This is a genomic window from Polaribacter sp. Hel1_85, assembly GCF_000766795.1.
Taxonomy (GTDB): Bacteria; Bacteroidota; Bacteroidia; order Flavobacteriales; family Flavobacteriaceae; genus Polaribacter.
In genome coordinates, this window is sequence record NZ_JPDS01000002.1 from 358636 (window position 1) to 375168 (window position 16533).

19 protein-coding genes are annotated in these 16533 nt (G+C 28.6%); 11 read left to right on the forward strand and 8 right to left on the reverse strand.

Annotated elements, in window-relative coordinates; genetic code table 11:
* Positions 1–157 precede the first annotated feature (157 nt).
* From PHEL85_RS08800 to PHEL85_RS08825, 6 genes are all read left to right on the forward strand, one after another.
* Positions 158–565 carry a hypothetical protein gene (locus PHEL85_RS08800; protein ID WP_036824103.1) on the forward strand — a complete coding sequence of 136 codons (408 nt, stop codon included), beginning with the start codon at positions 158–160 and terminating at the stop codon, positions 563–565.
* Positions 565–1224: a hypothetical protein gene (locus PHEL85_RS08805; protein ID WP_036824106.1), complete on the forward strand. Its 660-nt coding sequence runs from the start codon at positions 565–567 to the stop codon at positions 1222–1224. The genes PHEL85_RS08800 and PHEL85_RS08805 overlap by 1 nt, the downstream gene beginning before the upstream one ends.
* 25 nt (positions 1225–1249) lie before the next feature.
* Positions 1250–1897: a hypothetical protein gene (locus PHEL85_RS08810; protein ID WP_036824108.1), complete on the forward strand. Its 648-nt coding sequence runs from the start codon at positions 1250–1252 to the stop codon at positions 1895–1897.
* Positions 1898–2032: 135 nt separating this feature from the next.
* The gene (locus tag PHEL85_RS08815) at positions 2033–2824 is read left to right on the forward strand and encodes a sensor histidine kinase (protein ID WP_036824109.1); all 792 of its coding nucleotides are present in this window, start codon (positions 2033–2035) and stop codon (positions 2822–2824) included.
* 13 nt (positions 2825–2837) lie between these two features.
* Positions 2838–3518 (forward strand): response regulator transcription factor, encoded by a 681-nt coding sequence (locus PHEL85_RS08820; RefSeq protein ID WP_036824111.1) that lies wholly within the window; start codon positions 2838–2840, stop codon positions 3516–3518.
* 165 nt (positions 3519–3683) lie between these two features.
* Positions 3684–4301 (forward strand): phage tail protein, encoded by a 618-nt coding sequence (locus PHEL85_RS08825; RefSeq protein WP_200882338.1) that lies wholly within the window; start codon positions 3684–3686, stop codon positions 4299–4301.
* A 55-nt stretch (positions 4302–4356) separates the two neighbouring features.
* On the opposite strand, the gene PHEL85_RS17345 is transcribed toward PHEL85_RS08825, so the two are convergent.
* Positions 4357–5358 (reverse strand): hypothetical protein, encoded by a 1002-nt coding sequence (locus tag PHEL85_RS17345; RefSeq protein ID WP_052108512.1) that lies wholly within the window; start codon positions 5356–5358, stop codon positions 4357–4359.
* A gap of 359 nt (positions 5359–5717) precedes the next feature.
* Here PHEL85_RS17345 and PHEL85_RS08835 point away from each other — a divergent pair, with 359 nt between their 5' ends.
* Together PHEL85_RS08835 and PHEL85_RS17950 are read left to right on the forward strand one after the other, a co-directional pair.
* The gene (locus PHEL85_RS08835; RefSeq protein ID WP_036824117.1) at positions 5718–7730 is read left to right on the forward strand and encodes a T9SS type A sorting domain-containing protein; all 2013 of its coding nucleotides are present in this window, start codon (positions 5718–5720) and stop codon (positions 7728–7730) included.
* A gap of 25 nt (positions 7731–7755) precedes the next feature.
* The gene (locus tag PHEL85_RS17950) at positions 7756–7923 is read left to right on the forward strand and encodes a hypothetical protein (protein ID WP_200882339.1); all 168 of its coding nucleotides are present in this window, start codon (positions 7756–7758) and stop codon (positions 7921–7923) included.
* Positions 7924–7989: 66 nt separating this feature from the next.
* On the opposite strand, the gene PHEL85_RS08840 is transcribed toward PHEL85_RS17950, so the two are convergent.
* The 6 genes from PHEL85_RS08840 to PHEL85_RS08865 all read right to left on the reverse strand — a co-directional run bounded on the left by PHEL85_RS08840 (position 7990) and on the right by PHEL85_RS08865 (position 14623).
* On the reverse strand, positions 7990–8586 hold the full coding sequence (locus PHEL85_RS08840; RefSeq protein WP_052108513.1) for a DUF4230 domain-containing protein: 597 nt from the start codon (positions 8584–8586) through the stop codon (positions 7990–7992).
* Between the two features lie 36 nt (positions 8587–8622).
* Complete coding sequence (locus PHEL85_RS08845) at positions 8623–9243, reverse strand: lipoprotein signal peptidase (RefSeq protein ID WP_036824122.1); 621 nt, start codon at positions 9241–9243, stop codon at positions 8623–8625.
* A 43-nt stretch (positions 9244–9286) separates the two neighbouring features.
* A complete protein-coding gene (locus PHEL85_RS08850; RefSeq protein ID WP_156109156.1) occupies positions 9287–9865 on the reverse strand; it encodes a hypothetical protein in 579 nt (192 codons plus the stop codon).
* A gap of 122 nt (positions 9866–9987) precedes the next feature.
* On the reverse strand, positions 9988–10365 hold the full coding sequence (locus PHEL85_RS08855; RefSeq protein WP_036824127.1) for a TraR/DksA family transcriptional regulator: 378 nt from the start codon (positions 10363–10365) through the stop codon (positions 9988–9990).
* Between the two features lie 5 nt (positions 10366–10370).
* Positions 10371–13778, reverse strand: a complete 3408-nt coding sequence (gene ileS / locus PHEL85_RS08860) for an isoleucine--tRNA ligase (protein ID WP_036824130.1) — start codon at positions 13776–13778, stop codon at positions 10371–10373.
* An 80-nt stretch (positions 13779–13858) separates the two neighbouring features.
* Positions 13859–14623 (reverse strand): TerB family tellurite resistance protein, encoded by a 765-nt coding sequence (locus tag PHEL85_RS08865; protein ID WP_036824132.1) that lies wholly within the window; start codon positions 14621–14623, stop codon positions 13859–13861.
* 354 nt (positions 14624–14977) lie between these two features.
* Here PHEL85_RS08865 and PHEL85_RS08870 point away from each other — a divergent pair, with 354 nt between their 5' ends.
* The 3 genes from PHEL85_RS08870 (at position 14978) to PHEL85_RS08880 (ending at position 16362) form a co-directional block, all read left to right on the forward strand.
* Entirely contained in the window at positions 14978–15388 is a 411-nt protein-coding gene (locus PHEL85_RS08870) for a BrxA/BrxB family bacilliredoxin (protein WP_036824134.1), read from the forward strand.
* Positions 15389–15461: 73 nt separating this feature from the next.
* A complete protein-coding gene (locus tag PHEL85_RS08875) occupies positions 15462–15701 on the forward strand; it encodes a hypothetical protein (RefSeq protein WP_036824137.1) in 240 nt (79 codons plus the stop codon).
* Position 15702: 1 nt separating this feature from the next.
* The gene (locus tag PHEL85_RS08880) at positions 15703–16362 is read left to right on the forward strand and encodes an HD domain-containing protein (protein WP_036824140.1); all 660 of its coding nucleotides are present in this window, start codon (positions 15703–15705) and stop codon (positions 16360–16362) included.
* On the opposite strand, the gene PHEL85_RS17955 is transcribed toward PHEL85_RS08880, so the two are convergent.
* Positions 16363–16533 (reverse strand): hypothetical protein, encoded by a 171-nt coding sequence (locus PHEL85_RS17955; protein ID WP_200882340.1) that lies wholly within the window; start codon positions 16531–16533, stop codon positions 16363–16365. It lies immediately after the preceding gene.

The following is a 16533-nucleotide window of genomic DNA, read 5'->3' on the forward strand; positions in this document are numbered from 1 at the left end:
TTTAATCATCTAGTAAATGAAAAAAGTATTTAAAACACGTAAAAACACGTGTTTTATATTAAATTACAAGTATTAATACTTTGTTTTTATTTTATTTTATATATTTTTAGAGTCTAACTAAAATTTTTTATAAACTTAAACTAAAAACTATTTAAACATGGAAAAAAAACCAAACGACGTGCCAAAACCAAATCCAAGAAACACTATTAGTTTAGAAATTGCTAAAAATTGGGCAAAACGATGGAGACAAAAAGAGAGTAGTTATAATAGATATCATGATTGTAGAGCTTTTAATATTCCAAAAAAAGATTTAATTGAGGTTTTAAGTGAAGACCATGTAGAAAGTGTCAGAGCCTATATTGGAGTTGAAAAACTAGAGAATGAATGTGGTGATATATATTTTCAAGAAAAACTAATGATAGTTGGTGTAAATAAGTGTGGAGTAGATATTCTTTCTTCTTCTGACGGACTTACTTTAGATGCAGAGAGTGGTAATATTTATGATTTTTCAAGTCCTTGCCCAAACTTGTGTGACCCAAACAGTCCATTAAATGGTAATAATTAGTGAATTTTCAAACAATAATAATCTATTTAGGCTATTTTATTTTAGCTATTAATACACTTATTTATCTTAAAAGCTATCGTAAAAATACGATAGCTTTTAAAATTATATCTTTTTACCTTTTATTTTCCCTTATTTTACAATTAAGAGTAGAATATTTAAAAATAGGTAAAGAACATAATTTATTTTTATCACATTTTTATTTTATTGGACAATTTATTTTATTGTCTTTATTGTATAAAAACCTTTTAAAGAAGAAGCTTCATAAATTAATTTTAAAAATAACTTTTGTAATTATTTTACTAGTACTTTCTATTCAATATTATAGAAACCCTGCACTGTATGATAGGTTTAATTTGTTAGAAATTGTTATTTGTTCTATACCATTAATATTTTATGCATTTTTATATTTCATTCTAAATATAGATAGTGGTAAAAAAGATTTTATTTATTTAAATTCGGGTGTTTTTATTTACCTATTATCAAGCACACTTCTATTTGTTGCAGGAAACTATGTATCTTCATCGGTTTCTTTTTGGAATCGTTTTATTTGGTCTTTTAATGCATTTTTATATTTAATTTACCAAATATTAATTTTTGTAGATTGGTATAAAAACTTTAGACCAAAAAAAATAAGTAGTATTTTCGTAAATAATGAGTAAAGACTATTTAAAATATAGAATCTAAATGGAATTTGATGATTTTATTACAAATACAGGGTATATATTTTTAATTACAAACACACTAGTATTTATTACAAGTTATACTAAAAAAGACAAAGTATTAAAATACTTTATTTTGTATTTATTGCTTTGTCTTTTTATTCAACTTTATTCACATTATTTATCTAGTTTAGGTGAACACAATCTCTTTTTAAGTCATTATTTTTTTATTGGTCAGTTTCTTTTTTTAAGTCTTTTCTTTTCAACATTATATCAATTTAAAAAATATAAAAACTTAAATAGGTTTTTAACTTTTGCGGTAGTTTTGGTTTTTGCAATTTACTTAAAAGCAAACCCCAAGGCTTACGAAAAATGGAATGTTTTAGAAATTGCCATCACTTCAATACCATTAATTATTTATAGTTTTTACTTTTTTATAAAAAATTTAGACAATAATTCTGATAAAAAATACATCTACTTTAACGCTGGTTTCTTTGTTTATACACTTTGTAGCACTTTAATTTTTACTATAGGCAATTTAGGTTCTAAGGAGATTAAGTCATATGCATGGCTATTTAATAATACATTATACCTCGTTTTTCAAGTTTTAATTTTTGTAGAATGGTACAAAAACTTTAGAAAACCATTACGCCACATAAGAAATCTAAATTAATAGATTTTATAAAAAAAAATTAAACTAGGTATAAACACCTGATTTTCATTTCGGGCTTTTTAATTCAGATAGCAACACCTATCTTTAGATAAAAATTTTTTCCGTAAATTCGTTTTGACTTTTCAAAACCCCCTTATGGAAGAATTGCTTACTCAAGAAAACCAAGTGATAACAATAGTATTAATAGGTGTTTTAATGCTTCTTCTTATGGGAGTTGCTTTACTACTATTTTTCTTCTTCTCCAGAAAAAAAATAGTGGAAAAAGAACTAGAGAAAAAAAACCTCGAAGTAAATCATCAAAAAGAAATAATACAGTCTATTATTATTACGCAAGAAGAAGAGCGCAAACGTATTGCACAAGATTTACATGATGATATTAGCTCTAAACTAAATGTAATTAACCTAAATGCAAATCTTTTAAAAGATGGTGAGCTAACACCAGAAGAATATACAAAAGTTAATAATGGTATTTTAGAAGCTACGGATAAAACCTTAGAAAGTGCTCGTAAAATTGCACATAATTTATTGCCACCAATACTAGAAGAATTTGGATTTAAAGATGCTGTAGAAGAATTGGCAGATGGTTTTAATAATAGTAGAAAAATTAATATAGAATACAACATAGAGTACCCAAAAAAACTTTTAATTCCTCAAAACGAGTTACATCTTTTTAGAATTACACAAGAGTTAATTAACAACTCTGTTAGGCATGGAAAAGCTAATAATAGTACTATAAATATTTATTATAAAGACAATGAATTAATTTTTAACTATACAGACAATGGTGTTGGTTTTAATGCTGATGACATAGATTCTAAGAAAGGACTTGGTATGAAAAACATAGAAAGTAGAGTTTCTTTATTAAACGGAAAATATAGTATTGGAAGTGAAGTAGGAAAAGGCTTTAAAATTTTAATTGTAATATAAAAACCCCCAGATTATGAAAAAAATTAACATCGTAATTGCTGATGATGAAGAACTTTTTAGAAAAGGAATTCGCTTTTTATTAGAAAGAGAACCGAATTTTAATATTATTTATGAAGTAGAAAACGGTAAAAAATTAATCGATTATATTTCTAAAACAGAAGAATTTCCAGATATTATTTTGATGGATTTAAAAATGCCAGAAATAAATGGTGTTGAAGCCACTAAAGTGATTCATAAAACACACCCAGACATTAAAATAATTGCTTTAACTAGTTTTGGCAGTAAGTCTTTTATAACTAATATGATTGATGTTGGTGCTTCTTCTTATCTACTTAAAGACACCACACCAAAAATGGTAATTCATACCATAAATGAGGTCTCTGAAAAAGGTTTTTATTATGATGAAAAAGTTTTGACTATTATTCATGAAAATATTATTTCATCAAGTGGAAAACGTATAAAAAGTGATTTAGATAAAAAACTACTCTCTAAAAGAGAAATTGATGTTTTAGAATTAATTTGTGCACAACATACCACTACAGAAATTGCAGAAAAACTTTTTATAAGCCCAAGAACAGTAGAGGGTCATAGAAATAATCTACTCTTAAAAACACAATCTAAAAATGTAGCTGGTTTGGTAATCTATGGGATTCAAAAAAAATTAATAGAAATTACGCCAGATTTTAACCTATAGTTAACTTTACAACAATTAAACGGGTATAAATACTACATAAAATAAGTATTTATACCCTTTTTATTTATTAGTAAGTTGTTCTCTAAAACCCATCAATTGTTCCATGTAAATTTGAAATGTATATAGTATACAAACTAAACTTATTAATTAAAAAATTATTTTATTATGGATCCAATGATTGCACAAATTATGTTATTTGCAGGAAACTTTGCCCCAAGAGGATGGGCTTTTTGCGACGGACAATTATTATCAATTGCACAAAACACAGCTTTATTTTCTATTATAGGAACAACCTATGGTGGAGATGGCAGAACCACATTTGCATTACCAGATTTAAGAGGTAGGGCACCAATACATCCTGGAACAGGACCAGGACTTTCTACTAGAAAATTAGGGCAAAGATCAGGGCTAGAAACCAATACATTAAATGTTCTTCAAATGCCAATTCACAATCATATTGCGCAGCAAACAGCGGGATCAATTGAAGTAAATGTAAAAGTACAAGCTAGTTCTGCTGCAGCAACATTAGAAACACCAACAGATGGAGCCGTATTAGCTGCTGGTAATGAAGGAGCAGGTAGAAACACTAGTCCAGTAAAAATGTATAATGAAACTACACCAGATATTGCTTTAGGTGGCGTTGAAGTTGTTACTAATCCAACAGGTGATTCTTCTATTACAGTTGGAACTAGCGGAGGTAGCCAACCCGTTAACAATATGCAACCTTTTTTAGGTGTTAATTATATTATAGCTCTGGTAGGTATTTTTCCTTCAAGAAGTTAGTTTACTATAATTTAGATATTTTAAAAGTCAGGTTTAAAAAACCTGACTTTTATTTTTATACTACTTTCCAAGTAGGAATTCCTTCAGTAGCATATTGAAGCTTATATTTTTTTGTTTTTACGTTATATAAAGATTTAACGCAGTATGGATTCGTTATTAAAGATTCTGATTTAGTTAAATAAATATCATCAAAAATTATAAGTGAAGTATATAAACAAATATCTGGTGTTTTTTTAAAATTACTTGGAATAGAAATCCAATCTGATTCAAAATTAAAAGATTCTAAAGATTCTATTTTACTAGTGATGGAAAATAATTTTTCTGTTTTTATTTCTTCTTTTTTAGCTATCAATAAAGAAATATCTTCCTTTGTCTTAAAAACAAATTCTTTAGCAAAAAACGAATATCCTCTTTGTATTTCTATTTTTTCAGGAATAAAAATTCCATTATTTACTATTTGATTTCCTAAGTTTCTAGTAATTTCTACTTGAGGTTCTTTGGTTAAAGCTTTATCCATTGTTTCTGTAACAATCATATGTAATGGATTTTGTACTGAATGCTTGTACCTTGTAGCATCTGTAACCAAATATTCTTTAATATATGTTTCGCACTTTATTTTTTTTATAATTTTTTTTACTGAATCTATAGAAGTTTGATGTATATCTAAAACAACAATTTCAATTTCGTTAGAAGAAAACCTATGCAATAAAGGAATTAATAAAGTTCCTAAAGGACCACAGCCTGCATATAAAATGCTAATTTTTTCATTCGGAAACCGATCTTGAGCCACTAAAATAGCTTTATAAATTCCTTTTAAAAAACGAGCTGTTCTAATTGGGTCTTCTAAACAATCTCTAGCATGTGTAGATGATAAAGCGATGCCTCCACTAATAATAGTTTCTTTATTCTCCTTTAAAGAGTCATCAAAAAACAACTCCTTAAATAATTCTTTGTACTCTTTAATTAATTTATCTACAGCTAAAATTTCTTCTGTAACTGTCTTTGATTTTAATAGATCTATTATCGTTTTTTTAAAACTAATTTCAATATTTTTCATTGTTAGTAAATATAACAGACATAATATTAATTAACTACAAATTACCAATCCTTTTTTACGAGCAGCTTAAAAAAAAGTATAGTTACTCAATCTAAAAAACAGGTATTTACACCTGTTTTTAAAATAAATAATAAAATTATATTTGATTTATTATTTAAACACACCTATATTTAGGGTACTAACCTAACCATTAAGCACTTATAGCTTTAAGGTTTTTAAATTTTTTAAATTATGAAAAAAACTACTTTTTTTTATTTACTTTTTTAAGCTTTTTTTTAGCAAAAAACTCCTTTGCACAAACTACTGAAAATTTCGAAGACGAAACGAACAATTCAACTTCTTTTACAGACAATGGGCAAGTGTTTAATGTAACAAGTGTTGGAGAAGTATATAATGTATATGTCTATGGCGAAAAGGAATTAAAAACATCTACTGGTGTAGAAAGTACTAACACTTGTAATGATTGTGGTTATAATAGTAGTGACAAATTTATAGATAACGGCGTTAATACAAATGGTAGTTCAAATGGTAGTAATTTTACTATTAAAACAAATAATGGAAATGTAATAGATGTTAAAAACCTTTATTTGTTTACTGCAACTGCTGAGGGAATTAGCTTAAGTCATGGAGGAACTTTAACAATTACTGGTAAAAGAGCTAACATAACAATATTTACAATTACAAAGAGTGCAGGCTTTCAACCTGATTATAGTGCTAATAACGGTTTTACTTTTATAGATTTTACCTCAGAAGGAGGTTCAGATAATTCTAATAAAGGAATAGACGAGTTAATTTTTTCTAGTACTGGTAATTTAGATTACATGGCTTTAGATGCCTTTACGTGGGAATTTGGTAAACAATGGACTGGAACCACCAATACAGATTGGTCAACAGATAGCAACTGGCTAGATGGTTCTGCACCAATTGCAACTGATAATGTTGTAATACCAAATGTAACTAATAAGCCAGTTGTTAGTTCAAGCACAGGAGCTGTTGCAAATGATATTACAATAGACGCTTCTTCTTCTGTAACTGTAGAAAGTGGAGGTTCTTTAATTATTGAAGGAACTGCTACTGTAAATGGAGATTTTAATTATAATGTAAATGTTGCAGATGATAAATGGCATTTAGTTTCTTCTCCTGTTGTAGGAGAACAATATGGTGATATTTGGAACACTGCAAACAGTATTGCTACCAATCTACCAAATGAAGCAGTAGCTCGTTATATAAATACAAGTGATGCAGATGGTGATTGGATCTATTTTCAAGATTCGGGTTCATCAACTACGTTTGGTTCTGGTTCTGGATATTCATTAAAAAGAACGGGTGCTGGAGATTATACTTTTACAGGTACTTTTCCTGAACCTACAACTAACTATGATATTTCTAGAGGTAGTGAAGGTACTGCTAATGAAAACAGATGGAATTTAGTAGGTAACCCACATCCTGCTTATATTAATATTGCTACTTTTTTAGCATCAAATGCATTAGCAATAACAGATACGCATGAAAGTGTTTATGTTTGGAATGCTACTGCAGATGAATATCAAGATTTAACAACTGGTCAAATTCATCCTGGTCAAGCATTTTTTGTTAATTCTAATAATTCTTTTGATTCTGTACAATTTACCAAAGCAATGCAAAGTGACCAAAATGGGGTTACTTTTTACAAAACTACATCAAACCCAAAATTAACCTTATTAATGGCTGATGATACCAAAACAAAATCTACAGAAATTAATTATTTAGAAGGTAAAACTACCAGTTTAGATCCTGGTTTTGATATTGGTACCTTTACAGGTCAATCATCTAGCTTAAATATTTATACTCATTTAGTTAGCAATAGTGAGGGTGTAGATTTTAAAAGACAAGCATTACCAGATACTAATTTCGAAAACATGATTATACCTGTTGGTGTTTCTGTTACAGCTGATAAAGAAATTACTTTTACTGCAGAAGGCTTAAATTTACCATCGGGCATTAAAATCTTTTTAGAAGATAGAATCACAAATACATTTACGCGTTTAGATGAAGCCAATAGTAATTATAAAGTTACTCCATCTGAAAATTTAAACGGAATTGGCAGATTCTATTTACATACAACCAACAGTGCACTAAGTGTTGATAATAATGTAGCTTTAGAGAATGTTAGTATTTATAAATTAGACAAATCTACTTTAAGAATTGTTGGTTTATCACAAGAAAAAACAACAGTTTCTATATTTAATTTATTAGGAAAACAAGTGTTAAATACTTCTTTTACTTCTAATGGTGTTAAAAATATTGATTTACCAAACCTATCTAAAGGTGTTTATCTGGTTCAACTAAAAACCAATTCTGGCAAGTTGAACAAAAAAATAATTTTAGAATAATCTAACTTTTAAAAGACAAAACATCATGAAAAAAAATATAGAAAACAAACAAGACATCACAAGAAAAGAAGCAATTAAAAAAATAGGAAATTACGGTAAATATGCAGCTTTAACTGCATTGGGAACTTACCTAATTTTAAATCCGCAAAAAGCTCAGGCTTCAAGTCCTGAAGCGCCGGGAGAAGGGTTCTAATAATATAGGGGAAAGTAGCAATACTTATTAAAAGGCTGTCAGATTAATTTTTGACAGTCTTTTTTTTTAATTTTTAAAATCGCTTAAAAAACTCGTATTTGTGTTGTCTACAACTTGCCAATTATAAATGGCAGAGAGTTGATAAATTTTAGACAGTTCTTCAAACAACCTAGTTTTTGCTTTCTCTTTTAAGTTTGTTATTGCTATTGTTTCTTTAATTTTATCAATACTTTTTTGGTTGATTTTATTCAACTCTTCTTTAGAAAAAGTATTAAACTGACTTTGTTGTAAATCAAAATATTTTACATCTGGAAAAATTGTTACTTCTTGATTTGGTATTTTATTGATGATTATTTTTTTCCCAATAGAATCTATCTGGATTTCTAATTTTGATAAATCATAACCAACCTCAACATCCGCATTTACAGTAATAATGGCTTTTTTATCAAATGATAAATAATCGTAAAAATATTTTTTAGAATCTGAATAATTATAAACTTCAGAGAAAGTACCTTTAGAAACCACCAACTTACTCAAGTTTTTAATGGAATTTACAACAACTTGTATTTCTTCTTGTTTGTTATTTTGTTCCTTTTTATCGTACCAAAACTTGGCAATAAAAAACCCGACTAAAAAAACTGCGATGTATTTTAGAAAACGCATAATAATCTTTTAAACTTTCTTTAAAGATAGTAAAGATTATTCTTTTACTATTTTTTCTTCTTTAGGAAAAGCTTGTTTGCTAAAAATAAAAAGTAAAGCAACCCCAACACTTATAAAAGCATCTGCAGGATTAAAAATATATTGAAAAAAAGTAAATTCGTCACCTCCAATAAAAGGAATCCATTCTGGTAAAATAGCATTTTCTATAAAAGGAAAATATAACATATCTACTACTTTACCATGAAAAAATTCGCCATAAGGTTTGTCTGCAAAAAGTGTTGCTACTTTGTGGTTAGAAGAATCAAAAATAACTCCGTAAAAAACAGAATCTATAATATTACCAACTGCTCCAGAAAAAATAAGTGCAATTGCTATAATTACAGCATTGTGTACTTTCTTTTTAATATTCTGTGCTAACCAATAGATAATCCCTGTTACAGCAACCAATCTAAAAAGAGTTAAAAAAAGTTTCCCTGCTTTACCACCAAACTCAAAACCCATTGCCATTCCGTTATTCTCTACAAAATGGATTTTAAACCAATTAAAAACCACCACTTCTTCACCCAGTACAAAATGAGTTTTTACATAGATCTTTATTACTTGATCTAAAATAATTGCGATTATAATAGTTAGAATTGCAAGGTACTTTTTTGACATTTTTCTTGAATTTGTGCTCACAAAAATAACAATATTATTGTGTTTATTGGGTTGTTAAGAAAATATTAGCTTTTAATGAGTTAATAGTAATTTCTTTATCAGATTTATCTTCCTTTTTTTGATAACTTTTTTCAACTAAAATATCGTTAATTTTAATTTTACCTGTTTTAGAAGCTACATTAATACTCGCTTCATTTAAATTGGCATATAGATTTCCTGTATACATTTTTACAAGTAAGTTTGCGTAAATTGAATGTAGTTTTAAAATTCCTTTTTCAATGAAAATTTTTAAATCTCCTTTATAACTTTTGGATTCAATATTTATTTCGTCACCAAAAACAGTAATTACTTTATTTTTTGGTAGTTTAATAATTGCACTTGCTCTATGTAATCTTTCAGTAATAAACTTTCTAAAAACTTTATCTTCAATCTTGTATTCTGGTATTTCAAATTGAATTTTCACCAATTTATGCGCTTCACTAAAAAGAATATGTTGTTCTTCTATATTTTCTGCAAATAAATAAATTTCAACAAAACCTGAATCTGAATTTTCTATCACAAAATCATCTAAACCTAAGGTAGAAATTTCTATTTCTGTTGCTTGTGTTTCAAATTTTTTCATTACTTTTTTTTGCGATAAAATCACAGTAGAAATCAAACAAAATAAAATGATAAAATGAATCTTCATTGTATAAAAAAAGCTTCTTTACAGAAGCTTTTAAATCTTAAATTATAAATAAACAATTACTGTTTACGTTTTGCCTCTATACTTAATGTTGCATGAGGTACTAATCTTAAACGCTCTTTTTGTATTAATTTACCTAAAACTCTACATACACCATAAGTACCGTTTTCAATTCTTAACAAAGCATTATTAAGGTCTCTTATAAATTTTTCTTGTCTAATTGCAAGCTGAACATTCGCTTCTTTATTCATTACTTCAGAACCTTCATCAAAAGATTTAAATGATGATGATGTATCATTTGTACCATTATCTGCATCATTTTTATAAGCTGCTTTTAATGAAGCCAAATCTTGTTCTGCTCTTGCTATCTTCTTATGAATAATTTCTTTAAACTCTTGTAAGTCTTCTTCGTTATACTTTAATTTTATGTCTGACATAAATCTTACATTTTTTCGATTAATATTCTACTTTTAATGGTATCAAACTCAATTTCTGTACCATTTGTTAATTCGTCAACAAAAACCAATTCTTTAGTTAATGTTTCACTCATAATATAGTCTTTATTATCTGTGATAGATTTTTGTAAGTTTTCGAAATTTAAAACCGTTAATTTTATTCTATCTGTTACTTCTAAGCCTGTGTCTTTACGTGCATTCTGAATTCTATTTACCAATTCTCTGGCAACGCCTTCTTTACGTAATTCTTCTGTTATTGTAACATCTAAAGCAACTGTTAACGCTCCTTCATTTGCAACCAACCAACCTTCTATATCTTTAGATGATATTTCTACATCTGAGAGTTCCAAAGTAATATTTTTCCCGTTAATTTCAAGAATAATGTTGCCAACTTTTTCTATTTTGTTAATATCTTCTTGATTAAACTCTTTTACTGCTGCTGCAATAAAACGCATGTCTTTCCCAAACTTTGGCCCTAAAGTTTTAAAATTAGGCTTAATTTGTTTGATTAAAATATCTGAAGCATCATCTAAAATTTGAATCTCTTTAATATTTACTTCATTCTTAATTAAATCTGCAACTGCTAAAATTTCTTCCTTTTGTTGTTCATTATCAACAGGAATCATAATTTTTTGTAATGGCTGACGCACTTTTATCTTTTCTTTTGCTCTTAATGATAAAACTAATGAAGATATAGTTTGTGCATTTTCCATTTTGCGCTCTAAGCTTTTATCTACAAAACTAGCATCATATTTAGGGAAATCTGATAAATGGATACTTTCTGATGTTTCTTTACCTGTTACAGAATTTAAGTCTTGATACAATTTATCCATAAAAAACGGAGCAATTGGCGCACTTAACTTTGCAATAGTATTCATACAAGTGTATAAAGTTTGATATGCAGAAATTTTATCTGTTTGATAATCTCCTTTCCAAAAACGTCTTCTACTTAAACGCACAAACCAGTTACTTACATAATCTTGTGTAAAGTCTGATATTGCTCTTGCAGCTCTTGTAGGCTCATATTCTGCATAAAATTTATCTACTTTGTTTATTAATGTGTGTAATTCTGATAAAATCCAACGATCTAATTCTGGTCTTTCTTCTAAAGCAACATCTGCTTCTTTGTAAGCAAAACCATCAAGGTTTGTATATAAAGTAAAGAATGAATAGGTATTATATAAAGTTCCGAAAAACTTACGTTTTACTTCTTCTATTCCGTCTAAATCAAATTTTAAATTATCCCAAGGATTGGCATTAGAAATCATATACCAACGTGTTGCATCTGCACCATAAGTTGATAATGTTGTAAAAGGATCTGTTGCATTTCCTAAACGCTTAGACATTTTATGTCCGTTTTTATCTAAAACTAAACCGTTAGAAACAACGTTTTTATAGGCAACAGAATCAAAAACCATAGTTGCAATTGCATGTAAAGTATAAAACCAACCACGTGTTTGGTCTACTCCTTCTGCAATAAAATCTGCTGGGAAAGATTCGTTATTATCAATTTTTCCTTTATTTTCAAACGGATAATGCCATTGTGCATAAGGCATAGAACCAGAATCGAACCAAACATCAATTAAATCGCTTTCACGTTTCATTGGTTGTCCGGATGCTGAAACTAATACAATTTCATCAACAATATTTTTATGTAAATCTATTTTTGCATAGTTTTCTTCTGAGTTATTATCAACTTCAAAATCTGCGAAAATATCTTTTGCTAAAACTCCAGCTTCTACAGCTTTTGCCATTTCAGTTTTTAATTCTTTAACAGAACCAATACAAATTTCTTCTTTACCGTCTTCTGTTCTCCAAATTGGCAATGGAATTCCCCAATAACGAGAACGAGATAAATTCCAATCATTTGCATTTGCTAACCAGTTTCCAAAACGACCAGTTCCTGTAGATTCTGGTTTCCAGTTAATCGTTTTGTTTAACTCATGCATTCTATCTTTAACATCAGTTACTTTAATAAACCAAGAATCTAATGGATAATATAAAATTGGTTTATCTGTTCTCCAACAATTAGGATAACTGTGTTTATATTTTTCAACCTTAAAGGCTTTATTTTCTGTTTTCAATTTAATTGCCAACTCAACATCTATAGATCTTTCAGGAGCTTCACCATCTTCATAATATTCGTTCTTCACATATTTACCAGCAAACTCGCCCATTTCTGGTCTAAACTTACCTTGTAAATCTACTAAAGGAACTAAATTATCATCACTATCTTTTACCAACATCGGTGGAATTTCTGGTGTTGCTTGTTTTGCAACTAGAGCATCATCTTGTCCAAAGGTTGGTGCTGTATGTACAATTCCTGTTCCATCTTCTGTGGTAACAAAATCTCCAGCAATTACTCTAAAAGCATCTTGAGGATTATCGTTTGGCAAACAGTAATCTAATAGTTGTTCGTATTTAATACCAACTAAATCTTTACCAATAAATTCTTTTATAACGTGGTAAGGAATTTTCTTATCACCAGCATTGTAAGAACCTAATTCTTCTGAAGTTTCTACCTGAACATTATTTTTACCAGCAAATTGTTTCCCAACTAAATTTTTAGCCAAAACAACTTTAATTGGTTCAAATGTATATTGATTAAAAGTTTCTACTAAAACATATTCAATTTTTGGTCCAACAGTTAATGCTGTATTACTTGGCAATGTCCAAGGAGTTGTTGTCCAAGCTATAAAATAAACAGTTCCTTCGTTTTGTAAAAAATCTGGAAGTGTATTTTCTATCGCTTTAAATTGTGCAACAACAGTTGTATCTGTTACATCTTGATAAGTACCAGGTTGATTTAACTCGTGAGAACTTAAACCTGTACCCGCTTTTGGAGAATATGGCTGAATTGTATACCCTTTATAAATTAATTCTTTGTTATAAATCTGTTTTAATAACCACCAAACAGATTCCATATATTTTGGTTCGTACGTAATATATGGATCATCCATATCTACCCAATACCCCATTTTCTGAGTTAAATCGTTCCAAATATCTGTATAACGCATTACTGCTTTTCTACAGGCTGCATTATAATCTTCTACAGAAATTTTCTTACCAATATCTTCTTTGGTAATTCCTAATTCTTTCTCAACACCCAATTCTATAGGTAAACCATGAGTATCCCAACCAGCTTTACGCTTTACTTGGTAACCTTTCATGGTTTTATAACGAGGAAAAATATCTTTAATGGCTCTTGCTAAAACGTGGTGTACACCAGGTAAACCGTTTGCAGAAGGAGGTCCTTCAAAAAACACAAAAGGCTCTGCATTTTCTCTTGAAGTTACACTCTTTTCAAATATGTTGTTTTCTTGCCAATAATTAAGAATTTCTTCTGCAACTTTTGGTAAGTCAAGTCCTTTATATTCAGGAAATTTAGCTTTCATTTTCTGTCGTTTCTAATAAGATTGCGAAAATACTGATTTTCTTGAAAACGTGGGCTTTTAGAAGCAAAAAAAAAGAAGGATTACATCCCTCTTTCATTTTTAATTTTTTCGTAAGCAGCTTGTATGCTTTGAAATTTTTCTTTTGCACCTTTTAAATGCTCTTCTCCTAAACCTTGTAACTTATCTGGATGGTATTTTTTCACCATTTTTCTATAGGCTTTTTTCACTTCATCATCAGAAACAATTTTAGTAATCTCTAAAATTTTATAAGCATTTTCTGAAGCATCATAAAACATGGCTTTAATTGATTCGAAATCTCTGTGATTGATGTATAAATAACCCGCTATTTTTCTAATATCTTCTACTTCTGCATCAACTACAAACTGATCTGCTTTAGCAATACCAAATAAAAAATGAATTAATTGTAAACGAGAAGCATGAGGCATATTTTGCCTAATCTGTATACAAACTTGTCTTGCAGAAACTTGCTTTTTAATAATTCCACTAAAAAGCTTGAAAGCGTTGTTAGCTCTTTGTTTACCATACATACTCACAAATTGAGCACGAACATAATCTAGTTCACGTTGATCTACTTTTCCATCAGATTTTATAACTATTGATGCCAAAACAAGTAGACTCATTTCAAAATCTCCAGATTGTGTATTTACAGAACCTCTTTTTCCTCTAGATTGCCTATTTCTTTCGTAATCTATTTGTTCTTGTTTGTATTCATCTGCAGAAAAACCATCTACAAAACTACCAATTGCAAAACCTATTGCTGCTCCTATTGGCCCTCCTAAACTAAATCCTAAACCTGCGCCTAACCATTTGGTGAAACTTCCCATATTATATTTTTTTTGAAAGTTGTAAAGTTACAAAGATTAAAATAGATTTTTGAATACTTAGATTGTTGGATTTTTACAAATTAGAAAAATAGTTAGGCCTTATTTGCGTGAAGGATTGAAGCATTTGTTTGAGCTCTTTTTTGTTTTTCTCAAAAAAAGCGAGTGCGGAAAGCCTGACGATTTTTAAAATTTTGTGGAGTGATAACGGAATAATATTTTTAAAAATGGGCACGCCCAAAAACTAAAACATCCTTTTAGTATCAATTTTTTTGATATTTCTATTGAAACTACCATTTTAAGTATGTTGAGTTTTGACAAACAAATACCTATCTTTGCATTTTAAATTTAGAAAATATGTATCCAGAAGAATTAGTAAAACCAATGCGTGACGAGTTAATTAACGCAGGTTTTGAAGCATTATATACAAGTGAAGACGTTGAAAACGCACTATCTAAAGAAGGAACAACTTTAGTTGTTGTAAACTCAGTTTGTGGTTGTGCAGCAGGTACAGCAAGACCAGGAGCAGTTGCTTCTTTAGGGGCTGAGAAAACACCTACAAACTTAACTACTGTTTTTGCAGGTGTAGAAAAAGAATCTACACAAAAAGCACGTGAGTTTATGGTTCCTTTTCCTCCATCATCTCCAGCAATTGCATTGTTTAAAGATGGTAACTTGGTTCATATGTTAGAGCGTCACCATATTGAAGGGAGATCTGCACAAATGATTGCACAGAATTTAGCACAAGCTTACGACGAGTTTTGTTAGAACTTTAAAATATTAAGTATAAAAATCCATTCTTTTAGAGTGGATTTTTTATTTTTATAAAAAATTAAAATTAATGGCATCACTATTCTCTACCTACACAAAAGAAGAACTATTAAAAAAGCTTAAAAAGCAAAAAACTATTCTTATAATTCAAGTAATAGTTGTGATTTTAATGATTGTTTATGCTGTTTTTTCAACTATTGAAAAAGGTGTTTCTTTTCAAACTTTTTTACCTTTATTTTTTACTCCAATGATTTTTGTAATGCTCTTTGAATTGAAAAAAATAAAAAAAGAACTGGCTCAAAGAAAGTAATATGAATCAAGAAAAAGTAATTGAAAATACCATTAAATTTGTAAAAAAAGAGCTAGAAAGTGCTGAAGGAGGTCATGATTGGTTTCATATAGAACGTGTTTATAAAAACACCTTGTTAATTTCTAAAGAAGAAAAAGTTGATGATTATATAGTTTCTTTAGCAGCTTTACTACACGATATTGCTGATCCAAAGTTTTATAATGGAGATGAAACTGTTGGGCCTAAAATGGCAACAAAATTTTTGGAAGAACAACATGTTGAAAACGAAATTATTACTCATGTAATTAATATTATAAAGCATATTTCTTATAAAAATTCTTTTGATAAAACTGGAGAAAAATTTACATCTAAAGAATTAGAAGTGGTACAAGATGCAGATAGGTTAGATGCTATAGGTGCTATTGGTATTGCTCGTTGCTTTAATTATGGAGGGTTTAAAAATAGAGCTCTCTATAACCCAGAAATTCTACCTAATATAAACATGACTAAAGAAGAGTATAAAAATTCTTCTGCTCCAACAATAAATCATTTTTACGAAAAGTTACTTTTATTAAAAGATAAAATGAATACAGTTACAGGAAAAAAAATTGCAACTAGTAGACATATATATATGAAAGAGTTTTTAAAACAATTTGATGATGAATGGAATGGAATTAAATAATTAATTCTCTTTTGCCACTTCTAATGCCGTTATTTTATTTTCTAAGACAGCCAACTCTTCTCCACATTCAATAATTTTTTCTATAGATAAGTTATTATTAGAATTTACAAAATCTAACAACTCTTTACTTTTAAAAGTGTAGTATTCAATAGCCTTTTCTATTTTATCCAT